A 24016-nucleotide genomic window follows, 5' to 3' on the forward strand; every position below is an offset into this window, starting at 1 on the left:
ATCAAAAACGGTTCTCAGCTAACAAGCGGATCGCTGAAAGGCTGGGTACAAAGAAATAAGCACCACCTCGACACACCACTGGCTGTGGGGTGGGCTTGGCTACAAAAGGAAGCGTGCATGAACCATCTGGCCCTTCAGATGAGATCATCACTTTTGTACTCTTCCTATCACTCGCCACAGAAGGATGGAGTGCACCAGCGATAGGACAGATGTCATTCCCTAAATTGAAATCGGATCCATAGTTCAACCACTGCTGCTGCATAAACTCAAACTGCCTTGCAAGATCTGCACAAATAGCGACAAAAAAAGTTCCTCGTTCTGAATCAGCTGAGATGGATGAATCATGATCAATGGGATTCTCGTTCATCAGCTCCGAAGGTGAGCCATAGGTCATGCCACGCCTTAAAATTCGACGACGGTTCACAAGCAGAGAGCTTGCTTGAGATGTTTCTGACGGATCGGAATCATTGCGCACTGAAGGATCACCACTATCTCGGGGATTACTACGACGAATATGTGCGGCAAATGGGCACCTTCTGCCTTTTGTATCATCAGACTCAAAGGTAAAGCGTGTAAATTTAGTTTTAAATTGTTTCCAAGCTTCTTTTGCACTAGGCCCACCCTTTTGAGCCTCGCCTGCCAACGTCAGGAGACGTTCTCGAAAGCTCAGCCATGATTCATACGTCGGAGCATGCACCAATGGCGTGCCATCATCCCAACGTCCAACAAGTTTCGCACGAAGAACTTTTAACGCTTTGGTGAATTGAGAAGCAGCGGAAGGTTGCTCAGAAGATGATGAGCATTCAACCTGATCAAGCCAATGCTCCATCAATGGAGTCTGATTCACCAAGGCATTATGAAAGGCGGTGACATTCTGCTCTAGTTTACGAACAGCCATGAATGTTCCATTTTTGCTGAAGGTATAGGGCATTGGATGGCACGTTGTTTCCTGAGCTTCATTGGGATAACCCAAGAGGAATTCTCCTGGGGCGATCGGTCTCCACTGACCACAAGAGAGATGACCTTGCCCTTGTGCCATCTCAGCTTGAAAAGCAGCTGGATATTGACCATCAAAAACAGGATCTCCGATTCCATCGAAGAATCCAAAGTGTTCATATTCGCTATATCGCAAATCTGTAAGTTCTGCCGATGAAGCAACATACCGGCTCTTTTTTTGGTTATCTAAGTCTGCTAAATACTGATCATCACTAATACCGGAAATTGCAAGATCCTGGAGTCGCGAACGGAACAATGATTCACACTCAAGCCATTTCGATTCAGGATCAGCACTGGAGTGTCCCGTCAGAGCAACCAAACGATGCAGTTCAGCCTGATCCAGTAAGCGCCTGGACTCTTGATCCAGATTTTCAATCATCATGGATCGCGCTAACTTAAAAGTCTCTTGACAATGATAATCAGACTTTGAAAAGGATTCACCTCTACGCAGACAAACCTTTTTCAAACAAGAATTAAATGCAACACGCAAGCTGATCATCAAATGCGTAGTTTGTTCGTGTTGATCATCCTTCCAGGCATTATTCCAATCAAGTCGATTATCATTCAACATTTCAGCTCTATCCCACATTCCATCTAAGAAAGCATCTGGAAATTGACGAAGAACTGAATTGGGAACGCCTAAAGCCTTAAGACCTGATGCTGTAAAAGCAATATTGAGCAGAGCATCTGGAGTATCCTTTCTCAGCTGATCCGCAGGAATCTGCATTTGATCGGACCGCTTTGACGGGAAAAACTGAGCTGTCGTGATTTGAGGCTGAATCCAGCTCAGAAATTTCTGAGCTTCCTCTTGGTCACGAACATGAAAAATGAAGTGACGTGCAAGAGGGTAAGAAGATCGACCATAGGGGAGCAAGATGTTTCCCTGGATATCAAGGCGGTCCAAAATTGTTGTCATGGCATTAACGAACAGAAAAGTATTTGCCAGGTTGCAAGGAAGGGGAGTGACTATCGGAAGGCTTGTGGTCATCTAAAAAACTCGCAAAGCGCTGGCGAATTCTGCCCTTATTAAACCGATCGCTTTCCTGCCAATCGCCATACATCTCTAGAAACTTTTCTTGAAGATACAATGACTTTGCAATTGACTTTAAATCAACACCATCAATTTGAGACAGCGGCATATTTGCACTATTGATGAAATAACGCCATGCAAACATAAATAAAACCACGGAGGCCATAGCCAGCCCACCAAAGCCTATGAGCCCCAATGGATTCAATGCTTGGTAAACATCACTCAAATTCACTTGCGACAATGCTGTGTCATATAAAAGATTGAAAATCAAACTTACGAAACAAATAGCCAGCACGAGAAGTGCCATAACAACTAAAATGAAGGGCAAAATTCCTACAATGATCAGACCCCATCGATTTTTAAATTCAGAGGGCGACAGTTGATCTGTTGATGGGTCCCAACGTTGCACTTTGTCGGCAACCCAAAAGTAAGCAGAGAATGGATATGTTGTCTCAACTTCATGAGAAAGGAGCAATCGCTCTACTGAGTGATAAACATGCCAATACTGTGTATGTGCCTCCAAAGTCCTTTGGTCCTGAGGAGGCGGTGGAAGAGAAAATCCCTCACAATGATGAAAAATTTTAGTCAATTCCTCGCTGGCATAAGGCCATAACTCAGACAAATAGTCTTGAACGCAAGACGTTGAGCTGGGATGACAATCAAAATCAATAGCGATTAGGAGATAGGGTGACTCAAGTGCGTCGATTCTGTCTTTTTCCGAGAGAAGATCCTTACCAGCAAATAACGTCCTTAGAAAATCTATTAGAGAATCATTCCGGCGGCGGCCATTATAAAAGAGCTGGTCAACAACAACAAATCTGGCAAAATGTGTACAGCGTGTATGATCAAATAAGTGCAAGTTATCTAATTCTGACACCGGAGGATCAATATTTTTTAGGAACGAATCAGATAGTTGATTCAAATAGTCTTTGAGGTGATGAGCATACGATTGAGTAGCATCACAAGGGTCAGAAACATTCTCTTGACACGCCAAATTAGTATATAGTCCGGTCTTGATCGGCAACAATGCCGTCAACTGATAAAACCCTGCCTCATGGCTCGGCATTTCAAAGAGTCTCCTTGGAAAATTGAATTAAGTAAGAAGCATTACTGAAAGTTTTCAGGCGAGTGTGGAGGTGGCTTACCGGTGGAAGGAAAATGATTCGCCAAATTCGCCATGACAGACTGAAAGTGTTGAAAAAACAAATCATCCTTAGTTGCATCATTCTTATCTGGGTCTTGATTAATCTCAGACAACTGCTCTTCTAAATAATTAATTGCCTTACGAACTTTCAAGGCGCTGGAAACATCTCGCAGCGAAAATCCCGGAAGGGCGTTGTAATAGTAAGAACACTCTATTGAATTGTCGTCGATATAAGATTTGAATGGGCTGCTTGGGATCGACTTTGGATAGCCAATACTGCGATACCACATGGTATCCATCCCCAATGAAATCACATCCGAAAACTCATCCAAATAGACATCCCAAGTCCCATTGAAATTTGAGACAAACAAAAGGTACGAGTAACGCGTTTTAAACTTTTCAGAGCGCCCGGGCCATCGATCCTTAGGCAAAATCACCCATCTTGCGAAATGGATCATTTGAAGATTCACCAACGGGAAAAACTGTGCTGGAAGGGAACGATATAAAGCAAACAAAAAACGGTTAATCCAAGAGCACCACAGAGGAGTAACGACCGTCAGGGCAGAAGATTTACCAACGATGTCGCCTAATGGCATGCCAAAAAGGAGTAGTCCTTGAAAGGAATTTTAGAAACACCAAGAAAATCACAACATTGGCTCATCAAAAGTATAAGATTAATACTTGATGAGAATGCAATTAAAGTCTGGTGAAACGCAGATGCCAAAAACGTGAGCGATCTCTAATTTTCTAAGGATTGAACGCAAATGAAGTGATGGGCAAGTTATTTGTTATTGGAGATAACATTTCACATAGTTTTCGAAGTGGCGGAAAAGCACTTGGCCGTTCAATTGTGAAATGGCTTTCAGACAACAAGCATAGTAACGTTTCACAAGCAAAAACCTGAAGACACGAAAAAGGACAATAGTAAAAGTATTTATTAGAGAGAACTTCGAAATGGGCACAAGTATCTGGTCGTTTTTAGGCATTCCAAATCAAATTGGAGTGACCCTTTTCATGGCGTCCTTGACGATATCGTTGGCCCCATATTTAGGAGAACTTGATTTAGGTGTGCTCAAAATCCCAAAGATTTCCAGCCATCAAGCCTCTCTGTTCAAGAGATTGGGCCCGATCCTTCTTATAGTGACATTAATTTGTTCTGTTCCAATACTTCCATCCCAGATTTTTCATACAAAAGCTTGCGGAAATAAATCATTCTCCATTGACTTCATTGTCGAGGATGATGTAGATACTTCCAGAAAAGTAACTCAAGTCAGGGAGCTGACTCCACTCCAAGAAAATCTAGAGCTATGCAAGCTCCCCAATGGTGTGTTTGGGTACGGGATAACATGGGGAATAGACAGACTAATAGAAGGAAGATGGGGTGATAACTGTGGCGTCACTCTTCAGAAAAACCCAGGCTTAAACAGTAATATAGAGATTCATAAGTCGTCAAACGGCACTATGTACGTATTTGCGTATGCCTCAGAATCCACCCTGTTGAGCCTGAAAGATCCAACCAGGGATAAACCAATAGATATTCGTTTGTTTGATAAGCCATACAAGGAAAACAGACACCTAATTGGTATACCATCATCAAGAATTAAAAATTGGTTTGACCGTAGAATTCAAAATGATATTACAGTCTTCGATGCCACTCTTTGCTAGCTCCTATACCCAACAAGGCGCTGCAAAAGCCGCAGTGCGGCGACGTCGTTGAGCTTTTCCATCTAATTTTCTTGAAAGTATTCAAATGAAAGTTATTCACCTAGCAATCGCCACCAATGAAATAGAAAAAAGCGTAAAAGATTACACAGAAAGGCTGGGCGTAGAGCCAAGCATTGTCGTTCCAGATGAATATGCATTATGGAGAACAGAGCAAATCAATTTATCAATAAGGCAAGACGCTAGCTGCAATCCAGGAGAGCTAAGGCATCTTGGCTTTGAAGATTCAAATGCAAAAGCTTTTACAGCATCAAAGGATGTTAACGGGATTCTTTGGGAGTCATTTAACGCAGAGCAACAAGCAGAAGAAATCAATAAATTCTGGCCAAATGCAAACTATCAGCCGAGCAAAGCTGGTTAAATATTATTTCTTGCTCATACGACCGACAAGCAGGGTATAAGTTGCCAAGCATCTCAAATTAAATAAACGCATGCATAGGGACTAATTCCCGATAGAAAAACTATTGACTGAATAGATATCACTTGAACAATTTGCACCCGACTGAGATGTCAAAGCATTGATTGCCAGGTTCCTGAATGGATTCCTGGTAATTCAGGATGGAGGCCTGAGGAAACTCCGCGATCCGTTCGTGTTTCACGTAGAGGTGAACGCAGGTGACGTACATCGAAGACCAGTGCAACGCTGGAATCATCAACGGCCTAGAGAATTCGATCAGTGAGCCCCCTTAATCGAATCCAGGCTGATGGCTTGGAATCGCGATCCAGCTGATCTGATGTTGACGCAGCTTGTCGTCTGTACCGACGAGTGGCTGTTCTGAATGGCCATCTCCATAAAGAGCCAGCTCGTAGAGGAGATTCATGCAGAACTTGCCCTGAAAATAACCACCATGGCCATCGATCGTGCTGAGTTTCAACGACCCAGCAAGCATCGCCATGAGCGTGGCGGCGTAGTTGAAAAACCTCTGCACGGCATTGCGAGCCGTGAACGCACTGAGATAACGCCCGCCATCGTCGTAGTCGGTGCAGTCGATCACATTGAGCGGGTAGCCGATCCAGCGTTGACAACGGAATGTTCTTTTATCACAGAGGCTTTGCGTCCCCAATGCGCCATGGAGTTCAAGGTCACTCAGGTCGCCGACACGCTTGCCGTAACCCTGCCGTCGCGTGCGCCCTTTGATGCTCAGATTGCCGAGCCGATAGCCACCAATGCGCGTACCCGAGGGAAACACGAAGTAATTGGCCAGGGTTGAGGCGAGCCGCAACACCATATCGGCATCATTGACAAACAAAAATGTCTGGCGAAAACGGCGCAGGCAACTGGCCAGGTAATTGGACCGTCCTGTGGTGATGGTCCAGACAGGAATGTCGGCAGCAACGAGGATCAAACGATCAAGGCTAAAAAGATCGCCAATCTGCGCGAGCTGTTCTCGCTGTCGTTCGTTCGCTTGCTCCTCGAAGGACGGCGGGCAGCTTGGACCACCAAAGGGACCCGACTGGGCATTGGCCGACCAGAGGTGAGAATCCGCTTCGGGATCGAAGACATTGGTGATAACACGGATGAGCATGGTGGTCAGGAACGTGCCCATGCTGTGACCCAGGAAACTGAGGCTGATCCGCGGCTCCTTACCGCTCTGAAGATCAGACAGATAGCTGCGATCGGGGATGATCTCCTTGACCAAGTGGTGGAGAGCTCTAACCATCTCAACGGCATCGAACACACCAAACGTGCTGGCTCGTTCACGGTCGCGAAAGTACGTGACCATACGCAGCAGCATCAGTGTGATTCCGATCCCCAGACACAATTGACCGATGGCAGCGAGCCAACCGGCAGCCAAGAACGCGAGCAGGCTGCCGAGAGCGAACAGCAACCACAGGCCCATCGGCATGGCACGGATCCAGCACAAAGGTCCTCCTGCACCAATCCGCTCGGACGGCCAGGCGTAGTGCAAAAACAACACATAATCATCAGGGGGTGATTCCGTGAGCCGACAGGCGTCGTCTCTGAACTTGCGTTCCGCCTGCTTGTATTCCTCCCTCACACTCTTCAAGGGAACGTTGTAGCCGTGGATGCGAACCACCACGCGCACACGCTGGGACTTGCCGTTGCTCTGCTGCCGTTGGAAGTACTCGGACAGATGGGTGCGCAGCTGCGCGAAGTTCTGGGCGTTGTTGTCAAAATCCGCTCGAAAATCGGGTTGTGTCAGAGCCAAGCGAAAGGGCCTCTCGGCCTCCAGGGGTGCGGTACTGCAAACCAGCATGTGGCTGAAGCAGGGGGTCTGCTCTGAAGGGAAGGGCTGGTATTTGAGAAGAGCGAGTTCAGGTTGCCGCGTGGTGATTGTCATGGTGAATGGCTCTGCACGCTGGTCTGCCCTGGGGTAGCCATCTCCGATCAATCAGCGCCCGAATCGAACCGCTTCCTTCCAATTCATTAGCAGTGTTGCTGACCGGAACGATCGTTCAAACGATTGCTCAGGCACTGATCGTTGAAGATGATGAACCAGGACCACGATTGATCGCACACCGTGCCCCAAAGCACAGAACCAGCTGAGCAGCTACGCACCTTGCTGGAGCGGGACACCTGCCATCTGATGCCCTGCTGTTTTGATGCCTTATCAGCACGGCTGGTGGAGCAGGCCGGTTGTGCACTCACTTTCATGAGTGGGTTCTCCGTGGCGGCAGCCCGAGCCGGACTGCCGGACACGGGCCTGCTCACGGTGACGGAAATGCTCGATCAGGGCCGCTCGATCTGCGATGCCGTGTCGATCCCGGTGATCGGTGATGGCGACACCGGCCACGGCAATGCCGCCAATGTGCAGCGCACGATGCACCAATTCGCCAAGGCAGGCTTTGCCGGAATCATGCTGGAGGATCAGGTGGCTCCCAAACGCTGCGGCCACACCGGCGTGAAAGCTGTCGTCGATCGCGATGCGGCGATCGCCAGGATTCAGGCAGCCGTTGATGCCCGCAAGCAGGGCGCCGATCTGGTGATCGTGGCGCGCACCGATGCACGATCGGCGCTTGCAACAAGCCAGGGTGATGAAGCCGCCCTGGAAGAAGCGATCTGGCGTTTGAAGGCCTTTGCTGAGCTTGGCGCTGATGTGCTGTTTTTGGAGGCACCCCGCAGCGAGCAGGAAATGCTGAGGTTCTGCGAGGAGGTGCCGGGCAAGCGCATGGCGAACATGCTGGAAGGAGGCATCACACCGTTGTTGTCGACCGAGCGTTTGGGTTCGATGGGCTTTGCGCTGGCGGCCTACCCGCTCACCCTGCTCTCAACGGCCGCCTTCTCGATGCGACAAGCTCTGGTGGACCTCCAAGCAGGCAATACTCCTGAGCAGATGCTCAGTTTCAAGGAGCTAAAAACACTGGTGAGGTTTGACAACTACCTCGAGGGAGCTGATCCAGCCTGAAGCGTCTCCCATAGGGGTGGCGCATATAACTACTAAATGGAGAATCGATGGAAGTATTTTGGCTACAACATAACGGATGAGTTTTTCAAAAGAAATGGCTCCTACGTCCACATCACTTGACCACCCAGAAAACCTTGAACAAGAACTAATACAGATTCGTCACTGATTAGATGTTGACCGTTGCCTCTGGCTCGTAGCAATGTTTAGGCCCCTCCACACGAGTGCTGGGTTGCTGGCATGATCCATGATCTTTGATTTCGGAGATTCGTTGCTGAGTAGATCTTGCCGCGATCATCACCAGGCGGGCAATTTTGTGGAATAGATACCAGGCAGAAAACAACTTGATCGCCAATTTTTGATGTCGCCACATCGGGATTAAATTCATATGAAACTTGGAAGCCTCCATTGTCATATTGAATGGTTGTTCCTTCGTCTTGCGTGTAATCCTTAGGCGGGATGACCATCTGTCGGTCATGAAACCGTGTACCGATAGCTTTGATCCTCGTTCGAGAGCACGTCCCGGCTCTCTCAGGTACGCCACTCACCATGGGTGTCTTACCGTTTTCGATAAGAGAAAGCCTGAACGCACCAATCCATGGCGGATTAGAAAGGTGTGCTCCAAACTCGCTAAGTCCGTCAATAACCTGAGCCTGAGTGTCAAGAATGCAGAGCTTATTATTCCCGCATGCATGGCGAGCATGCAAAGACGATAAAAGAAAATCTTGCGTGATGGATCGGCTTTCTCCCTTGACTTGGCTATAACCACGCGAGACTATTTGATCAAGCTCGGATAGCTTGTGGTCACTGCAAATTGTGATTTCATCTTGATATTGCGCATGATTACAATCAAAGCTTGGCCGAAAGCTCTTAGCGCTAGCCTCCGATGCACTAAAAAGTGCAAATAGGCCCATCAAGACATTCATCCAAAGAGCGATTTGAATCATGGAATTTCAGACGAATTGATTATCTTTATTTATTAATAAGGCTACATGGCGCTTGTCAAGTAACGATTGATCTCAGGCTTCTGGCCTTAGCACCGTTGGCTTTCAAGCTGAGCTCTGGGAGCGATCTTCTCTGTGAACAAGATCACAATCTCCGCTGATTCAGATCATCGAGTGATCCGTTGAATCCAGCAATGGTGAATGAATCGGAGCATGAACTCCGCTGAATTCAACCATTTGTATTTTTGAAAATGACAGAGCAACGCAAACTCACGGCTCAACGAGTCCGCGAAGACGCAAATGCTTTAGCTGCCGGGCGCGTCCAGCCGCAACATCAAGCCAACGGCGACGAACAGCGCTACGAATCCGCGAGCTACCCGATGAGCTTCACCAAGGGGCTTGATCACAACACAACCACTGGCTTGGTTGAGCAATCAGGAGACTTCGAGGCGTTCCGTTCCGCCATTGACAATGGCTTTGCCGAGGACTTCACCCGGCAAGTACCGGTACCGCACGCTGAGCCGCGTCGTAAGTGGGAGGCCCCGACTGCTGGCACGGTCTACGAACTGCAGGGACCTGACCCTCAGGCCGTCACCATTCCGCCCGCACCTGCTCTTTGCAGTGACGAACTGACCTTTGAAATGGCGGAGGTTTACGAACTAGCGCTATTACGTGACCTGCCCTTCAACGCCTTCGTTGCGGGCGGTGGCTCAGCGGCATTAGCTGATTCGACCGCTCGCCTCAACAACCTTGCCTATGCCCAGGACGGGTTCAACAGCCGGCCGCGCAAGACCAACAGCAGCAAGCAACTCGACGCGCAAACGGTCTTTCGTGGATCCAGTCCGGGCGTTGAGCGAGGTCCCTACCTCTCGCAATTCATGCTCATCGGCAATGCCAGTCCGAGTGAGGGCATCACGCCAGATCAAGGTTTCATCAACTTCGGTGCCCAGAGGATCGACCAGCGCGTGCTGGAGGCAAGGCAGCAAGACGACTACATGATGAAGTGGGATGACTGGCACCGGGTTCAGCAGGGCTATGAAGTAAGAGGGGATCGTTTCGATCCCTGCAAGTCCTCGGGACCGGGGCAGGCCTTCACCGGCCAGCGGCGATTTATCCATACACCCCGTGATCTAGCGACGTACGTCCATGTGGATGCGCTGTATCAGGCCTATCTCAATGCCTGCCTGCTGTTGCTTGGCAACGGCACCCCGTTTGATCCTGGGTTCGATCTTCTTTCAGGAGGAGGCGAAGGCCTACTCCATGACCCTGCCAGTGGCCAGAAAGTGCCCTTGAACGCTGGTGGCTTTGCCCTCTGGGGCGGCCCCCATGTGCTCAGCCTGGTGACGGAGGTGGCAACGCGTGGGCTCAAGGCCGTGCGCTATCAAAAGTTCAACAACCATCTACGCCTTCGCCCTGAGGCCCTGGCAGCGCGGATTGAAAAGGCTCAGGAGATCGAATACCGCTTCCCCGAGATCTGCGGTTGCTTCAGCGAGATGGCCAGCGACCTCCAACAAACAGTGGATTTAATTCGCAATCACAACCAGTCTCTCGCTGGGGACGCCACGGCTCTGCTGCCGATGGCTTTCGCAGAAGGTTCGCCGATGCACCCTGCCTATGGCGCCGGACACGCCACCGTTGCAGGTGCGTGTGTGACCATTCTCAAAGCCTTTTTCAACACCTCCGCACTCTTCGTCAAGATCAACGATTTAGCTGGTTTCTATAGCAAGCAACACATCTTGGATCGCCTCAAGTGTGGTGATTCTGTTGAAGCCGGGGCCTACCAGGTGACCGACTGCGGCAAGAGGCTGGAGTTCGAACGATGCGGTTCCTTCCACTTAATCGAGGGGAAGGACGCCACATTCAAGCCAGATGGGACAACAAACCAATCTTGTTGCCCTCTAACGCTGGAAGGAGAGCTCAACAAGCTGGCTGCGAACATCTCGATTGGTCGCAATATGGCGGGCGTGCATTATTTCTCGGACTACTACGACAGCCTTCGTATGGGCGAGGAAATAGCGATCGGCATCCTCGAAGAGCAGGCCCTCTGCTACAAAACGGATCCCTTCGTACTCAGCGTGCCCACATTCGATGGTGATGTGCGTCGCATCGGTCAGCGATAATTCTTGCGCTATGAAAATCGCGAAGGATTCCAACTAACAGAACCAATCAGCGGCGCGCACTTCTGACGCGTCCGCTGATTATTTGCGTTAGCCGCCCCCCTTACAAAAACTGAAGTCGGATTGCAATGAACGTACGCGAAAGATTGAAGGCAGGCCGTGCCACAACGAAAGATGCTTTGGAGTTGTTCGATGTACTTGAGCCCGTGGATGTTGACTTCATGCTTGGCAATTGGAAGGGCAAAGGCTTTCATACCAACCACCCAATGGATGGACTTCTCGAGACCTATCACTGGCATGGGAAACGCTTTGAAAGTCTCGAAGATGTTCATCCATTGGTGTTTTCAACACGTCGCGGAGGCGTTGCCAATGTCAACCCCGGCTTGATGGGGTCGGCGTTGAATCTGCCCATGCCAAAGTCAGCGATGGTGGGTCGTATCTTTCAAACACTTCTGCCTTTTCTTACAACATCCAAGTCCAGGGCTCGGTTGCGCATGACAACCTATCGAGGCAAGTCGAGCGCAACCATGCTTTACGACCAGCTGCCGATCAACGACGTGTTTCGCAAAATTGATCGGGATACCGTATTCGGAGTTATGGATTTGAAAGGAATGAAGTTGCCGTTCTTCTTCATCCTTCAGCGTGAGCAGGGGAGCGAACAATTGCTTGAAAGTGCAAGGCCTTGACGAGCCGCTGTCTCAACTTCAGAGTCAGCTCTCTTTTGAAAAACTCGATCAATATAAATCTAGAAAAACTCAAGCCATCATTCATCCTAAAGGAGTTATTGCAAGCAAACTTGAGGGGGCGAAAAAACGGTGCGCAGGGTTGTCAAATAAACTGAAAACGTAGCCAATCCGTACGATGTACTTCGTCGTAAGCCGAGCGTTATCCGACGCTGATTAAGTTCACTCAGATGGAAGCCTACGAATGTCCGACACAATCATTGACCGCTTTTCTGAACGCGTCGTCGATGGCGATATTAACGGCGCGATCAGGCTCACGACGGATGAAGAAAGTTCGAAGTGCAAGGACCATCAAGCGTTCCCATCTACGGCAAATGTCATTGCCATGGACATTCGGGCGACGCGCGGCAACGACCAAATAGTTTTTGGATACGGCACTATGCAGCACCTCGTGAAACGAACGGGTCGGCGATACCAATCCGAATGGGCCCTGTATTGCATTCTCAGCGATGGAAAAATATCTCACTATCGGATTTTTGAGGACACAGCCGCTTTGGTAGCTGCTTACATCAAATATTGAGATCTGAGCGTTTGCTCCCTGGTTCTCAGCCTGAAAGCCCAAGAGTTAAAAACGCACAACAACCTTGAAGCGAGCAACACATCGATGACAAGTTCTGGATCAGAAGCAGCCACCGGTGAGCAGACGGAGCGGACTTTGGATCCAGTCGTCCTGGAGCGATGTCGCGATCTGGTGGGATTGCTTTTCCCATGGGACATGAACCGGGCGCTGGAGCTGGCCTTGCTCAAAACCTTCTGTCTGCCATCGATTTCAGGCTTGCTTCACCAGACCGGTGAATTTGAACAACGACCCCGCAAGCGCTACGACGACACAGCCTTGATCGTCGCAGAGCTGGTGCGGCTGGGCCCTGATACCTCTGGGGGCAGGGCCATCATCAAGCGGCTCAATCGGATTCACTCCACCTACACCATTCGCCAGGAGGATTACGCCTACGTGCTCTCCGGTTTCGTGGCCGAACCGATTCGCTGGATCGAGAGTTTCGGTTGGAGAGCTCTCCAACCCCTTGAGCAAGAGGCTTTGTTTTTGTTCTGGGATCATGTGGGCAGCCTCATGCATCTTGAGCAACGCCCACGCAGTTTGCGTGAACTGATGGAACTCAATCAGCACACAAATCTCGAACTATTTGCCTGCGCCGAAAGCAACCAGCAGGTTGCCGACGCCACGGTCGCCATGCTGCTGGCTCCGTGGCCCGCACCCTTCCACCCATGGCTCCGTTCCACCATGAGATGTTTGTTGGAACCAGAAACACTCAGCAATTTGAACTGGCCGTCCGCTCCGGTCTGGCAGACCCATATCGTGCGCGTTGTGCTCCACTGCCGCAGCTTCATCCTCTGCACAGCGCGGCGTTTCTGGGCTCCCCAGCGAAGAGGCTTTTTCTCCGAGCGACCAACGTCCAGCTATGGACAACAGTTCACTCTGGAACAGATTGGCCCTCCATCACTCTTGCCTCGACTGAATAACAGCCACAATCCTGATGACTGAGAGCGACTGCTCTGCTTGCGTACTAAATTTTTGGAGAAATTTCATCCATTGCAAATCAATTCTGCGAGCTGCAAGCCCGCAGAATTGAACTTGGCAAGGGTCAAGCTGACTAATCAATGGGCGCTAAACAGAAATCGCACCTTTCCCAAGCCCAAAGCTCACAAACAAACGCTAAGAAGATCAGTTCAAAGAGGTTTTTTGCATCGCCACAGGGATGCGAGGAACGGGGAAGCCTGCCTGACCTAGCACTTCAACAATCATGCGATTCGCATCAAAATAGACTTGCCAGTAGTGACTGATGTGTGCGTAAGGACGGACAGCTAAACGTGGCCCCCTCTCACTGAATTCAAGAACCTCAACTTCGGCCTCAATTTCACTCGCTTGATTAGGAACTTTCTTAATCCCTTCCTTCAGCAAAGTGATCGCCCTAGCAACATCAGCGCTGTTATCGAGTTGAGCAACAAGATCAACACGGCGATAAGGCGTTGCCGAGTAATTCTTGATTGTGTCACCAAAAAGCTTGGCGTTGCCCACAATATTCACAACATTGTCGATAGAGGTAATCGAGGTGACGAACATACCCACCTCATTCACAGTGCCTTCAACACCACCTCCATCGATATAGTCACCTACCAAGATCGGCCTAAAAAGCTGCAGGAATACACCAGCAGCGAAGTTGCCCAGCATGCCACTCCAAGCTGCGCCGATCGCAATACCAGCACCAGCGAGCAGGGCAGCAAAACTAGTGGTTTCGACGCCAAAGAAGCCAAGAATGGCAACAATAAGAACAACCCGAAGCACCACTCCAATGATGCTTAAAAGGTAATTAACTAGTGTTGAATCAAGAGTGCCCTGCCTAAAGAACCGTCTTAAAAGTCGGAGAGCCAAACCAATCAGCCAGCCACCAACGACCCATAGAGCAGCCGCACCAACAAGCTTAAAAAGAAAAGGAACAATCAACGCCGAGACGGCATCAAAGCTAAAAACCAAGAAAACTGAAGGGAACACCCCCATGAGATTCAGAACCTTTGAATCACTGCCGTACAAGAATGACAAGTCGATAGATTGATGTCAGCCAATTAGCAGCAAATTCACAAAATCTCGGCATTCACAATCGACAGTCCACTGCAACAGAAACTCGCCACAATAAACGGCACAAAAAGAACCCAAGGGAACACCTACAAAAGAGCAACAAACAGCTTCTGGCAACGCTAAATGGTTATCAATATCACGGATGCCACGGTTAGATACTAATCCTAACGCTTACATCCCAAGCAAAACTTAGCGCCTACAGATCGATTCGAGCATCGCATAAAGCAAACTATAAGTGGTTTTTAAGGAAATTCTCATCAACGCAAATTACCCGATCAGCAATTAACCAGGATCCTAATAACCAACAAAAACAGTTAAATGCACTCAAATCGCAGAATTAATCCATAGCGATTCGTCCTGACACATAAATCGACAGCAACCAGCTGACACCAGCAAACACCAACCACTTAAAGATTGATAAGTTTTCAACATTCACAGAGCTGCCACTGATGCATGAACCGTATTAGTGAATCAAAATGCAATCAGATAGCTGAAAGTGATGCGCAGCCTAACCATGATCGTTGCAGGGGTGCTCGTGAGCGCTTGTAGCCAATATCAAAGTCTTCCCACACCTCAAAAAAATATCAGCACCCTTCAATGTGGAGAGATTGGAACGGTGCAATACAGCTCTTGGAACCAGGGAGACGCAATGAAGACTTCGATCACCATCGGATCCAAAACCTGGAATGGAACAGAAGAGGGAGGGAGTATGCGTTTCTTCACTCCCGACCAACCATCAGAAAACAGCCCGTGGATGAACTTCTACCAGGACAAAGCCTGGCTTTATCTGAACTACAAAGGTGATGAAGGCTGGAGGGATCTGAATGGAGAGCAATCCTCTCAATACCGAAGCACCCATCCTGAGTTGAAAACGATTGAATGCACACCAGTCAATCGTGATGACAGCATCGTGGGCTATTGGCAAAGCAACGAGACTTCCAGACCCTGGATCAGCATTTCCTATACAGGAAATAACAACAATACCTTCAATATCGAAGCATGCCCTAACCCACAAGATGCAAAAGGCCAGGCAAGCTGCCTCAGCCAAACAGGGACATGGAACAATGACACAACCTTTCAATATGAATCAAGTAATTCACAAGAGATCGTTGGACGGGTGAATCTGATAGATGACGAAATCACACTGTTATCTGATAATCAAAAGGTTGACACCTGGGTTCGCAAAGCACAATCCATGCTCTGCAGCTTCAATGGTGAAGCACTCAAGCAGGCTACGATTCGCGACGGCACGCTGATCAAGATCAAGTGGTCCGACGGTCCCAAAATGACCTACAGACCCATAGCCCCCGCACAAAATCAAATCTATCAAGATACACTCGGTGGACGTTGGAAGGTGATAAATCGTCTTCAAGGGATCGATGGCACACTAAAACTGGTCAATGTCGGCAACCAAAACACAATTGCTTGCCAACCAAAGCCTGAGAACAATGAATGAAGATGTGCATGACGAGCAAATGAAAAACGACGACGGTTGTGATGTTGCAATTAGAGATTGCAACACTGAATAAGTGCACGAAGGGCCGACAAGCTCCTGATCAACCCAGTCGTTAACTTGATTGCTCTTTTCGTGCTTCTTGGTGACCCCCTTTCCATAAATGAATGCCTCATATCCTGGCAGCGCTTGCACCTCTGCTGCCCTTGTCAGGAGGCATGATTGAAGGAGTGATCGCTGAATAGAGCCTCAATCAATGGTGGAACTTCAACACAGTTGTGGTACACAATCTCGCGATGAATGTTCAAATTGTTTTCTTTGCTTTGTTGTCATGAAAGAGGTCAGTCATGTTGCGACAACAGATTGCTTGAGGAAAAACTCCATGGATTCAAAAGCGCGCGTCAGGTCAAGAGCGATCGGCCAAAAACGGTGGTTGCATAACCTTGAGACACAGCTGATCTCCATGCGTCATAGATTCATCAACACTAAACTCAATGGGGTCAATCAATAGGACAGATACGATGAACTTCCCTTACAACTTAAACAATCCAGCAAAAAGCTATTCATTGCCAAATCAGTACAAAGAGATTTCTGGCTTATCACCTCTAGAGAGCAACAACTCCCTGGCTTTTGTGCAAGATGAGGCCGTGCAGATTCACATCTTCGATTTAATTTCTGGAACGGTTACAGAGCACATCAAGCATGATGATGGCGATTCAGAAGACATTGTTATTGCAGGGAATACGGCCTATTTACTAAAAGCCGGAAAGCACCCTGCAATCTACAAAGTTACTGACTTTACCTGCAACAATGCTCATTATGAACAATACCGCCTGGATCTAGACAAGGATCAAGACCCGGAAGGTTTATGCCATGACGTCGAAAGAAATCGCCTGTTAATTGCTTGCAAAGGCTCGTCAAAGAAAAATGATCGAACGCGAAGCGTTTACGCCTTTGACCTCCAATCAATGCAGATGGATCATTCACCTGTGTTCGCAATCAATAGTCAGGATTTCCTAAACGACTCAGAAGACACGTTCAACCCTTCCGGCATCGCAATTCACCCTCAATCCAATGATCTCTACATCATTGGCTCCAAAGGGAAAAAAATGATCGTTTGCTATACCTTAAAGGGACATTTCAAAGGGGCCTGGAGATTGGACAAGAGTCAGTTCATTCAGCCCGAAGGAATTGCATTGATGCAATCTGGAGAGCTAGTGATTTCAAGTGAAGGGAAAAAGGGCAAGAAGGCCAAGATATTGATCTTTTCCAATCACAATAATCTCGAATGACCATCATCAGCTCCCTTCACCCCTGCATGATCAATGACTTCCAGAGCATCTAAGACAGTCTCCACGCCAGGCCATCAAAAAACAAAAGCAATAGGCAGAAAGTGACAACCTTCATTCGAAATCAATGGTTCAATTTAAGCGCATTGCTCCTTCTTTTGATCACAGCTCTCTCGTTATATCCCCTTGACCATCTGCCCGAAGCTCCGGGGTCAGATAAAACGCACCATTTCATTGCCTACGCAACTCTTGCCTTTCCAACCGCACTGCGACAACCCAAGCGATGGCGAACCATAATCCTCTGTTTTGCACTTTATGGCGGCCTCATCGAACTCATCCAGCCCCACGCTAATCGCTATGGGGAATGGATGGATTTCCTAGCAAATGGTTGCGGGCTTTTGATTGGCGTTGCGTTGGCATATGCAACCAATCAACTTGAAAAACATAAAACAGACAATCACTAGATTGCCCCCACAACTTGCGAAAGAATAGCTTTACTTTCATCAACCATCTTTCAAGCCAATCAAACGCTCTGCAGCATCACATCAAAGGAGGTCAAGACAACCCAGAACAGAAGACTTCGTTCCATCGCCGCAACAAGTGCAGCCCATACTCATCACCCGGGGGGCGTGAAGCGCATGCTCAGATCCAACCAGGAGCTCCGCGTCATCGGCGCACTGGTGGAAATCAAATCCACCCCCGTTGTGGCGTAGAGCTTCAAGTGGGCAGGGTTGACCCCAGACGCTTCCAGCACAATGGATGCCCGAGTAGGGCGCGCTTCTGCCTGGGCGCGCAGCAGGGGAACCAACGTGGTCAAAGCCTCCGGGCTGAACTCATCGAGCAGCAGGGCATCCGCACCTGCTGCCACCGCAGCCTGGGCTTCGTCTGACGTTTCCGCCTCCACAATCACCCTGGCGGGCCAGGGTGCATCAGATCGCACCGCTGCAATCGCGGCTGTTACTCCACCCGCCCAAGCCAGGTGGTTTTCCTTGAGCATGGCTGCGTCATCCAACCCCATGCGGTGGTTGATCCCCCCACCACAGCGGACGGCATATTTCTCCAGCTCCCGCAGACCTGGAGTGGTCTTACGCGTGTCGGCTAAGGCCACACCAGTGCCTTCCAACTGGGCCACAAGAGCGGCTGTTGCCGTGGCAATGCCAGACAGACGCATCGCCAAATTCAGGGCCGTGCGTTCCATCGCCACCAATTGTTCCGCCGGCCCCCTGAGCTCCAACAGTCGCTGCCCAGCCTCGATTGGGGTGCCATCCCGCACGAGCAGGCGCAATTCGAACCCCGATGCTGAAGAACTCACCAACTCCCTGAACAAGGGCTCCAACAACACGCCGCCACAAAACACCCCGTCTGCTTTGGCCCGCCAATGGGCTTCACCCTCTCGCCCCCGCAGGGCGGGAGTGGTGAGGTCGCCGCGGCCGAGATCCTCCTGAAGCCACTCCGCCAGCTGTTGGCGCAGTCGTGGAGTGATCGAGAGGTCCGCTCGTGCCAAGGCTTGTAAAGAATGGACTGCTCCCATGATGAACTTCGGCTCCCTCCCCCAACCGCACACCGTGCCCCCGAAGCGCATCTGACTGGCTGTGATCAACTGCCTTCGCAATGCAACAGGCCACGAAGACGTCTTGGTTCATCGACGCAGCGATACTGGCCGTGTGGTCATCGCACCGTCCAATCCATTGCTTGCTGACCGAGACCCTGCAAGGAACGTCGTTTTTCCTCAAAAAATTGAATTATTCGATAGCCATTTTCATATCATCGATACCCGCTATCCATTGATACGCAACAATGGTTATTTGCCCGAAGAATTTACCCATCAAGACTACAGAAAAAGGCTATCAACATTTGATCTTGCAGGCGGGGCTATCATTTCTGGCTCATTTCACGGCTTTGATCAAAGCCATCTTTTAGCCGCTTTAAAATCACTTGGCCCCAAGTATGTTGGAGTCACTCAACTGCCAAACAACATATCGGATGACAAAATCATTGAGCTCAACTCGGCTGGGGTACGAGCCTTAAGATTCAACCTATACCGTGGAGGGCCCAAAAGAATTACTCATATAGTCTCAATGGCAAAAAGAGTTCATGAACTTGCAAACTGGCATGTCGAATTGTATTTAGACTCCGCACATCTTGAGGAGCTATCCAGTGCATTACTGCCATTACCTGCTGTCTGCATCGACCACCTAGGGATGAAAAAAGAAGGTTTTCACCACCTTCTTAAACTTGTAGAACGAGGCCACAAGGTGAAAGCCACTGGCTTTGGTCGAATAGACTTCGATCCGTCCGAAGCAATCAAGTTATTCCATCAAACCAATCCAGATTCACTACTATTTGGCACTGACTTACCATCAACAAGAGCGTCGATACCCTTTCAGCTCAGCGATATCCACATCATTCTTGAGTCTCTTGGCGGTGAAGCTGCAAAAAAAGTTTTAAAAGAGAATGCAATTGAGTTTTATAAAATAAAATCTAGCTTCTAAGCCAAGAATACAAATCGCGGATGGCTTCGGCGTAAGCCTTCAATGTCACTCGATCTCGAGGCGTCCGATCCTGGCCATGTCCAGGCAGATCAAAACTCACCGTCTGGTGACCTTCACTCTGAAGCTCCTTGGCACAAGCGTCCCAGCACCAACTTCCGTGAGATCCACCATGCACCAGAACAAAGACAGCCATCACATCCAAGTCTTTTTCAAAAGTCTGATGGGATTTGATTGGAGGAGATTAGGCAGGGTGTCTGCAAATTCGATTGATCCTCAGGGTCACCGATCTCAGGCGATCACCACCTCGGCTAAGCCTTTCAGATCGAATTTTTCCCTGGCATGGCTCTCTGATGCGGCACAGCTTCAGGCCGAAAGCCACTGCAGCGACACCCTGCGCTGACGTGGACCGTCGAGCTCAACAAGCATCACCTCTTGGTACTGCCCCAATTGCACCTCCCCGTTGCTGACATTCACGGTGACCTCATTGCCGAGCATCAGAGCCTGCAGATGAGCATGGGCATTGCGCGGCTCATCATCCGGAATGCCACGGCGCAGTTCCAGGTCGTCATGCTTCCAGCCAGCGCCTGGGGGTGCCTGCAGGCTCAACCACCGCTTCAGATCCATGAGGAGCCGTTCCTCCATTTCATTGATGATCACAGCAGTGGTGGTGTGCTGGCCTGACACGACCACGGCACCATCCCGTTCACCAATGGAGTGAACAAAGCGACGTAGCTCGGCGGTGAGGGGCAAGCATTGAAAGGATGCCTCGGTGCGGAGGCTCAGGAGCTGAGAGGTCATGTCGTCATGCTGGCGTCTAAAACAGCTAATTGATCAAGGAGACGTTGTATGGCCCTGATTCCCCGCTGGCAGTACATGACCCCAGAGAGCAAGGCGTTGGTTAAGCGTGGCGGCGTCAGCGTGCTGGTGCTGCTTGTGGCAAGCGTGGTTCTAAGGGCACTGTTGCCTTGGGTGCTGCTCGCAGTGGTCGCCTGGTTTGTTTGGACCTGGACTCAACGGCGCTGACATCCCGCAGCAGGAGCACAACGATCACCTTGTCGGAGAGCCTCCAGAAGGCATCTGATGATGAAGCCAGTCTCAGCCAACCATGCAGCTCCAGGTAAAGCGCCTCATCGGGCCATGGCAGCCAGGAGACCTTGATGGGTTTCTGGCCCTGGGGCTCAACAACCTGATCCAGATCCTGCTGATCATCAGCCTCTGCCGAGGTGTTCTTGGCTACCCGGATGCCCTGCTGTTCGGACAGATCTTGCCTGCCGCCGGAGTGAGTCTTCTCGTTGGGAATGTGGCGTACACCCGACTGGCCAGGCAACTCGCAGCCAGCCAGTGCCGTGAGGACTGCACCGCCATGCCCTATGGCATCAATACGGTCAGCTTGTTTGCCTACATCTTTCTCGTCATGCTTCCGGTCAAGCTGGCGGCCCTCAATGGCGGAATGACAGAGGTTGAGGCCATCAGCCGCTCCTGGCATGCGGGGATGGTGGCCTGCATGGGATCGGGTTTGATCGAAATCGTGGGAGCCTTCAGTGCCGACCGCTTAAGACGCTGGCTCCCACGAGCCGCCCTGCTCTCCACCCTTGCCGGGATTGCCCTCGGCTACATCGCCCTGGGATTCCTGCTGCGCACCTATGCCCATCCTCTGGTGGGACTCGCGAGCTTGGCCGTCATCGTTCTCGGCTATTACGCCAAGGTGCGATGGCCCTTACCCACAGGCCTGATGGCCGTTCTTCTGGGCATGGTTCTCGCCTGGAGTAGCGGCTTGCTCGCTCCCAGTCCAGACGCCTGGCAAGACAGCATCCGCACCATCAGCTGGCATCCACCGACGCTGCAGCTACAGATCCTTTGGGAGAACCGAACCGACCTCTTCCCATGGCTCGGGGTGATCGTGCCGATGGGGCTTTTCAATGTGATCGGATCTCTCCAAAACCTCGAAAGCGCAGAAGCGGCTGGTGATCACTACGCCACCCGCACCTGCCTGCTGATCGACGGTGTTGGGACACTCGCCGCTGCAGCACTCGGTTCCTGTTTCCCCACCACGATTTACATCGGCCATTCAGGCTTCAAAGACATGGGGGCGCGCTCTGGCTACTCCTGGCTGAACGGTGTCGTCATGTCGGCAGCTTGCTTCTTTGGCTTGTTCGGCTTGCTGGCACTCTTGATCCCCATCGATGCCGGCATGGCGATCGTGCTGTACATCGGCATTGCGATGACAGCCCAGGCGTTTCAGGCCACGCCCTCACGCCACGCCCCCGCAGTCGTGCTCGGACTGCTTCCTGGCCTGGCTGGATGGGGCGCCCAATTGCTGAAAGCCGGATTGCGCGCCGGTGGACTGGGCACGCCAAAGCAACCCTTTAACCAGCAAATGATCGACCAGCTCGCCCAGGGTGATGTCTGGGCAGCGGGTGCCTTTGCCTTGGAGCAGGGGCAGATCATCACAGCGATGCTGTTGGCAGCTTTGCTCGTATTTGCCATTGAAGGCCGCTTCCTCGCCGCCGCAACCTGCAGTGGGATTGCAGCCGTGCTCGCCTGGTTTGGCGTGATTCATGCCTGGCAATTTTCCACCGGTGACACCGTTGTGAATCTGGGCTGGGGAACCGGTCAGCCCTGGGCTATCGCCTATGCGCTAATCACCGTATTGATTTTGATCGCCCGACGCTTACCCCAACAACCGGAGGGGAAGTAATCACTTACCGATACAGAAGCGAGAGAAAATCCGGTCCAACACCGACTCCGTGAGCTGCTCACCGGTGATCTCACCCAGGCTGCAAATCGCCTGACGCAAATCAATCGTCCAAAAATCCCAGGGGAGACCATCGACCGCCACCTGCTCACTACGGGCCAGGGCCTCAGCCGCAGTGACCGCCAGATCAGACTGACGCTGATTCAAAGCCAGAAGCAAGGGCTGTTCGCCTAAGGCGCCACAACGCTCCAAGACTGCACGCACGAGAGCCTGTTCCCCGTCTCCCGTGACCGCGCTGAGGCGCACATCCGCAACCGATGCCGCAACCGACGCATCAACGGGCTCAGCCTTCAGAGGAAGGTCTGCTTTGTTGCCGACCCTCAGGCAGGGAACCCCTTCAGGGATCAGGGCAAACAAAGCCTGATCGTCATCCAACCAGCCCTGGGCGAGATCAAATAACAGCAGGACCAGATCGGCACTCGCCAGGGCGTCGCGGCTTCGAGCAATCCCCAACTTCTCCACGGCATGACTGGTGGCCCTGATGCCTGCGGTGTCCAGCAGGGTGATTGGGACCCCATCGAGCACGATCTCACTTTCCAGCAAATCCCGCGTGGTCCCTGGCAAGTCGGTCACGATCGCCCGCTCCCGGCGACTCAAGAGGTTGAGCAAGGAGCTTTTTCCCACGTTTGGCCGGCCCACCAGCGCGACCCTCAATCCATGGCGCACAACTGATCCCCGCTCGCCATCGGCCACGAGGTTGAGCAACTCCAAGCGAACAGCTTGCAGCTCCTGCAAGAGCGCCTCACCATTCAAAGGAGGAAGATCCTCTTCAAAGTCCACGCGGGCCTCCAACTCACTGAGCTGATCGAGCAATCGCTCCCGCAAGACCACCATTGTTTTCTGGATCCCGCCATCGAGACCCGCCATCGCCAATTGCGCTGCCCGCTGGCTGCGCGCTCCCACCAAATCACCAATTGCTTCCGCCCGGGTGAGGTCAAGACGGCCATTCAGGACAGCGCGTTGGCTGAATTCACCGGGCAGGGCCCGTCGCACTCCTGGCTGCTCCAAGACACGTGCCAAGACCTGCTGTACGGCGATCACCCCGCCATGACAATGAATCTCGACAACGTCTTCACCGGTAAAACTGCGCGGCGCCAACATCACCAACACCAACACCTCATCGAGCCGTTCCACACCGCCGTCAGCCACAACATGTCCATACAGCACCCGGTGGCTCTCCCACACCTGTTGACCAGGAATCACCGTGATCGCAGCAACAGCACCTACAGCACTGGGACCCGACACCCGAATCACGGCGATGCCACCCTGCCCCGGTGCCACTGCGGTAGCGATCGCAGCGATCGAAAGCGCCTGATCTGGACCAATCCCAGACATACCCAGATCCCTGCCGCCATCACGCACTCCTTCCTACG

The 24016-nt window shown here is 50.9% G+C and carries 24 protein-coding genes; 14 read left to right on the forward strand and 10 right to left on the reverse strand.

Features of this window, described 5'->3' with window-relative positions; genetic code table 11:
- Nucleotide 1: 1 nt before the first annotated feature.
- From SIC18_RS01720 to SIC18_RS01730, 3 genes are read right to left on the reverse strand one after another with little or no spacing between them, the layout of a single operon-like run.
- Nucleotides 2–1912 carry a Dyp-type peroxidase gene (locus tag SIC18_RS01720; RefSeq protein WP_413429996.1) on the reverse strand — a complete coding sequence of 637 codons (1911 nt, stop codon included), beginning with the start codon at nucleotides 1910–1912 and terminating at the stop codon, nucleotides 2–4.
- 4 nt (nucleotides 1913–1916) lie between these two features.
- The gene (locus SIC18_RS01725) at nucleotides 1917–3092 is read right to left on the reverse strand and encodes a hypothetical protein (RefSeq protein ID WP_413429997.1); all 1176 of its coding nucleotides are present in this window, start codon (nucleotides 3090–3092) and stop codon (nucleotides 1917–1919) included.
- A gap of 41 nt (nucleotides 3093–3133) precedes the next feature.
- Complete coding sequence (locus SIC18_RS01730; protein ID WP_413429998.1) at nucleotides 3134–3766, reverse strand: hypothetical protein; 633 nt, start codon at nucleotides 3764–3766, stop codon at nucleotides 3134–3136.
- A gap of 418 nt (nucleotides 3767–4184) precedes the next feature.
- Here SIC18_RS01730 and SIC18_RS01735 point away from each other — a divergent pair, with 418 nt between their 5' ends.
- Together SIC18_RS01735 and SIC18_RS01740 are read left to right on the forward strand one after the other, a co-directional pair.
- Nucleotides 4185–4835, forward strand: coding sequence for a hypothetical protein (locus tag SIC18_RS01735; protein WP_413429999.1), 651 nt, complete (start codon nucleotides 4185–4187; stop codon nucleotides 4833–4835).
- An 85-nt stretch (nucleotides 4836–4920) separates the two neighbouring features.
- Entirely contained in the window at nucleotides 4921–5253 is a 333-nt protein-coding gene (locus SIC18_RS01740) for a hypothetical protein (protein WP_413430000.1), read from the forward strand.
- Nucleotides 5254–5578: 325 nt separating this feature from the next.
- Here the strand turns inward: SIC18_RS01740 and SIC18_RS01745 are convergent, their stop codons facing one another.
- Nucleotides 5579–7195: a hypothetical protein gene (locus SIC18_RS01745; RefSeq protein WP_413430001.1), complete on the reverse strand. Its 1617-nt coding sequence runs from the start codon at nucleotides 7193–7195 to the stop codon at nucleotides 5579–5581.
- A 5-nt stretch (nucleotides 7196–7200) separates the two neighbouring features.
- Between SIC18_RS01745 and SIC18_RS01750 the strand changes: the two genes are divergently transcribed.
- Complete coding sequence (locus tag SIC18_RS01750; RefSeq protein WP_413430002.1) at nucleotides 7201–7401, forward strand: hypothetical protein; 201 nt, start codon at nucleotides 7201–7203, stop codon at nucleotides 7399–7401.
- The gene (locus SIC18_RS01755; protein WP_413430003.1) at nucleotides 7376–8260 is read left to right on the forward strand and encodes an isocitrate lyase/PEP mutase family protein; all 885 of its coding nucleotides are present in this window, start codon (nucleotides 7376–7378) and stop codon (nucleotides 8258–8260) included. Before SIC18_RS01750 ends, SIC18_RS01755 begins: the two co-directional genes overlap by 26 nt.
- A 203-nt stretch (nucleotides 8261–8463) precedes the next feature.
- On the opposite strand, the gene SIC18_RS01760 is transcribed toward SIC18_RS01755, so the two are convergent.
- Nucleotides 8464–9204, reverse strand: a complete 741-nt coding sequence (locus tag SIC18_RS01760; protein ID WP_413430004.1) for a hypothetical protein — start codon at nucleotides 9202–9204, stop codon at nucleotides 8464–8466.
- A 248-nt stretch (nucleotides 9205–9452) separates the two neighbouring features.
- On the opposite strand from SIC18_RS01760, the gene SIC18_RS01765 reads away from it, so the two are divergent.
- From SIC18_RS01765 to SIC18_RS01780, 4 genes are all read left to right on the forward strand, one after another.
- A complete protein-coding gene (locus tag SIC18_RS01765) occupies nucleotides 9453–11321 on the forward strand; it encodes a vanadium-dependent haloperoxidase (protein ID WP_413430005.1) in 1869 nt (622 codons plus the stop codon).
- Nucleotides 11322–11446: 125 nt separating this feature from the next.
- Nucleotides 11447–12004: a DUF4334 domain-containing protein gene (locus SIC18_RS01770; protein WP_413430006.1), complete on the forward strand. Its 558-nt coding sequence runs from the start codon at nucleotides 11447–11449 to the stop codon at nucleotides 12002–12004.
- A gap of 241 nt (nucleotides 12005–12245) precedes the next feature.
- Entirely contained in the window at nucleotides 12246–12581 is a 336-nt protein-coding gene (locus SIC18_RS01775; RefSeq protein WP_413430007.1) for a nuclear transport factor 2 family protein, read from the forward strand.
- An 84-nt stretch (nucleotides 12582–12665) separates the two neighbouring features.
- Nucleotides 12666–13562, forward strand: coding sequence for a DUF2236 domain-containing protein (locus tag SIC18_RS01780; protein ID WP_413430008.1), 897 nt, complete (start codon nucleotides 12666–12668; stop codon nucleotides 13560–13562).
- 180 nt (nucleotides 13563–13742) lie between these two features.
- Here the strand turns inward: SIC18_RS01780 and SIC18_RS01785 are convergent, their stop codons facing one another.
- Nucleotides 13743–14552: a mechanosensitive ion channel family protein gene (locus SIC18_RS01785; protein WP_413430009.1), complete on the reverse strand. Its 810-nt coding sequence runs from the start codon at nucleotides 14550–14552 to the stop codon at nucleotides 13743–13745.
- Between the two features lie 811 nt (nucleotides 14553–15363).
- On the opposite strand from SIC18_RS01785, the gene SIC18_RS01790 reads away from it, so the two are divergent.
- From SIC18_RS01790 to SIC18_RS01800, 3 genes are all read left to right on the forward strand, one after another.
- On the forward strand, nucleotides 15364–16110 hold the full coding sequence (locus SIC18_RS01790; protein WP_413430010.1) for a hypothetical protein: 747 nt from the start codon (nucleotides 15364–15366) through the stop codon (nucleotides 16108–16110).
- Nucleotides 16111–16628: 518 nt separating this feature from the next.
- Nucleotides 16629–17399: an SdiA-regulated domain-containing protein gene (locus SIC18_RS01795; protein ID WP_413430011.1), complete on the forward strand. Its 771-nt coding sequence runs from the start codon at nucleotides 16629–16631 to the stop codon at nucleotides 17397–17399.
- A gap of 101 nt (nucleotides 17400–17500) precedes the next feature.
- On the forward strand, nucleotides 17501–17860 hold the full coding sequence (locus tag SIC18_RS01800; protein WP_413430012.1) for a VanZ family protein: 360 nt from the start codon (nucleotides 17501–17503) through the stop codon (nucleotides 17858–17860).
- Nucleotides 17861–18012: 152 nt separating this feature from the next.
- Here the strand turns inward: SIC18_RS01800 and nadC are convergent, their stop codons facing one another.
- Nucleotides 18013–18900 carry a carboxylating nicotinate-nucleotide diphosphorylase gene (gene nadC / locus SIC18_RS01805; RefSeq protein ID WP_413430484.1) on the reverse strand — a complete coding sequence of 296 codons (888 nt, stop codon included), beginning with the start codon at nucleotides 18898–18900 and terminating at the stop codon, nucleotides 18013–18015.
- 130 nt (nucleotides 18901–19030) lie between these two features.
- On the opposite strand from nadC, the gene SIC18_RS01810 reads away from it, so the two are divergent.
- Nucleotides 19031–19888: an amidohydrolase family protein gene (locus SIC18_RS01810; protein WP_413430013.1), complete on the forward strand. Its 858-nt coding sequence runs from the start codon at nucleotides 19031–19033 to the stop codon at nucleotides 19886–19888.
- On the opposite strand, the gene SIC18_RS01815 is transcribed toward SIC18_RS01810, so the two are convergent.
- A complete protein-coding gene (locus SIC18_RS01815) occupies nucleotides 19878–20081 on the reverse strand; it encodes an alpha/beta fold hydrolase (protein ID WP_413430014.1) in 204 nt (67 codons plus the stop codon). The genes SIC18_RS01810 and SIC18_RS01815 overlap by 11 nt on opposite strands.
- 170 nt (nucleotides 20082–20251) lie before the next feature.
- Nucleotides 20252–20686 (reverse strand): secondary thiamine-phosphate synthase enzyme YjbQ, encoded by a 435-nt coding sequence (locus SIC18_RS01820; RefSeq protein ID WP_048347428.1) that lies wholly within the window; start codon nucleotides 20684–20686, stop codon nucleotides 20252–20254.
- 48 nt (nucleotides 20687–20734) lie between these two features.
- Between SIC18_RS01820 and SIC18_RS01825 the strand changes: the two genes are divergently transcribed.
- Complete coding sequence (locus tag SIC18_RS01825; RefSeq protein ID WP_157028628.1) at nucleotides 20735–20911, forward strand: hypothetical protein; 177 nt, start codon at nucleotides 20735–20737, stop codon at nucleotides 20909–20911.
- An 82-nt stretch (nucleotides 20912–20993) separates the two neighbouring features.
- Entirely contained in the window at nucleotides 20994–22586 is a 1593-nt protein-coding gene (locus SIC18_RS01830; RefSeq protein ID WP_048347429.1) for a permease, read from the forward strand.
- On the opposite strand, the gene mnmE is transcribed toward SIC18_RS01830, so the two are convergent.
- Nucleotides 22587–23978, reverse strand: a complete 1392-nt coding sequence (gene mnmE / locus SIC18_RS01835) for a tRNA uridine-5-carboxymethylaminomethyl(34) synthesis GTPase MnmE (protein WP_413430015.1) — start codon at nucleotides 23976–23978, stop codon at nucleotides 22587–22589.
- Nucleotides 23979–24016 lie beyond the last annotated feature (38 nt).

It is taken from the genome of Synechococcus sp. Cu2B8-bc1011 (genome assembly GCF_047302735.1).
Lineage (GTDB): Bacteria > Cyanobacteriota > Cyanobacteriia > PCC-6307 > Cyanobiaceae > Synechococcus_C.

Coding starts and splice junctions, on each gene's coding strand:
- SIC18_RS01720 (WP_413429996.1), bottom strand. CDS start 1,912: ATGACAACAATTTTGGACCGCCTTGATATCCAGGGAAACATCTTGCTC.
- SIC18_RS01725 (WP_413429997.1), bottom strand. CDS start 3,092: ATGCCGAGCCATGAGGCAGGGTTTTATCAGTTGACGGCATTGTTGCCG.
- SIC18_RS01730 (WP_413429998.1), bottom strand. CDS start 3,766: ATGCCATTAGGCGACATCGTTGGTAAATCTTCTGCCCTGACGGTCGTT.
- SIC18_RS01735 (WP_413429999.1), top strand. CDS start 4,185: ATGGCGTCCTTGACGATATCGTTGGCCCCATATTTAGGAGAACTTGAT.
- SIC18_RS01740 (WP_413430000.1), top strand. CDS start 4,921: ATGAAAGTTATTCACCTAGCAATCGCCACCAATGAAATAGAAAAAAGC.
- SIC18_RS01745 (WP_413430001.1), bottom strand. CDS start 7,195: ATGACAATCACCACGCGGCAACCTGAACTCGCTCTTCTCAAATACCAG.
- SIC18_RS01750 (WP_413430002.1), top strand. CDS start 7,201: ATGGCTCTGCACGCTGGTCTGCCCTGGGGTAGCCATCTCCGATCAATC.
- SIC18_RS01760 (WP_413430004.1), bottom strand. CDS start 9,204: ATGATTCAAATCGCTCTTTGGATGAATGTCTTGATGGGCCTATTTGCA.
- SIC18_RS01765 (WP_413430005.1), top strand. CDS start 9,453: ATGACAGAGCAACGCAAACTCACGGCTCAACGAGTCCGCGAAGACGCA.
- SIC18_RS01770 (WP_413430006.1), top strand. CDS start 11,447: ATGAACGTACGCGAAAGATTGAAGGCAGGCCGTGCCACAACGAAAGAT.
- SIC18_RS01775 (WP_413430007.1), top strand. CDS start 12,246: ATGTCCGACACAATCATTGACCGCTTTTCTGAACGCGTCGTCGATGGC.
- SIC18_RS01780 (WP_413430008.1), top strand. CDS start 12,666: ATGACAAGTTCTGGATCAGAAGCAGCCACCGGTGAGCAGACGGAGCGG.
- SIC18_RS01790 (WP_413430010.1), top strand. CDS start 15,364: ATGCGTTTCTTCACTCCCGACCAACCATCAGAAAACAGCCCGTGGATG.
- SIC18_RS01795 (WP_413430011.1), top strand. CDS start 16,629: ATGAACTTCCCTTACAACTTAAACAATCCAGCAAAAAGCTATTCATTG.
- SIC18_RS01815 (WP_413430014.1), bottom strand. CDS start 20,081: ATGGCTGTCTTTGTTCTGGTGCATGGTGGATCTCACGGAAGTTGGTGC.
- SIC18_RS01820 (WP_048347428.1), bottom strand. CDS start 20,686: ATGACCTCTCAGCTCCTGAGCCTCCGCACCGAGGCATCCTTTCAATGC.
- SIC18_RS01825 (WP_157028628.1), top strand. CDS start 20,735: ATGGCCCTGATTCCCCGCTGGCAGTACATGACCCCAGAGAGCAAGGCG.
- SIC18_RS01830 (WP_048347429.1), top strand. CDS start 20,994: ATGCAGCTCCAGGTAAAGCGCCTCATCGGGCCATGGCAGCCAGGAGAC.
- mnmE (WP_413430015.1), bottom strand. CDS start 23,978: ATGTCTGGGATTGGTCCAGATCAGGCGCTTTCGATCGCTGCGATCGCT.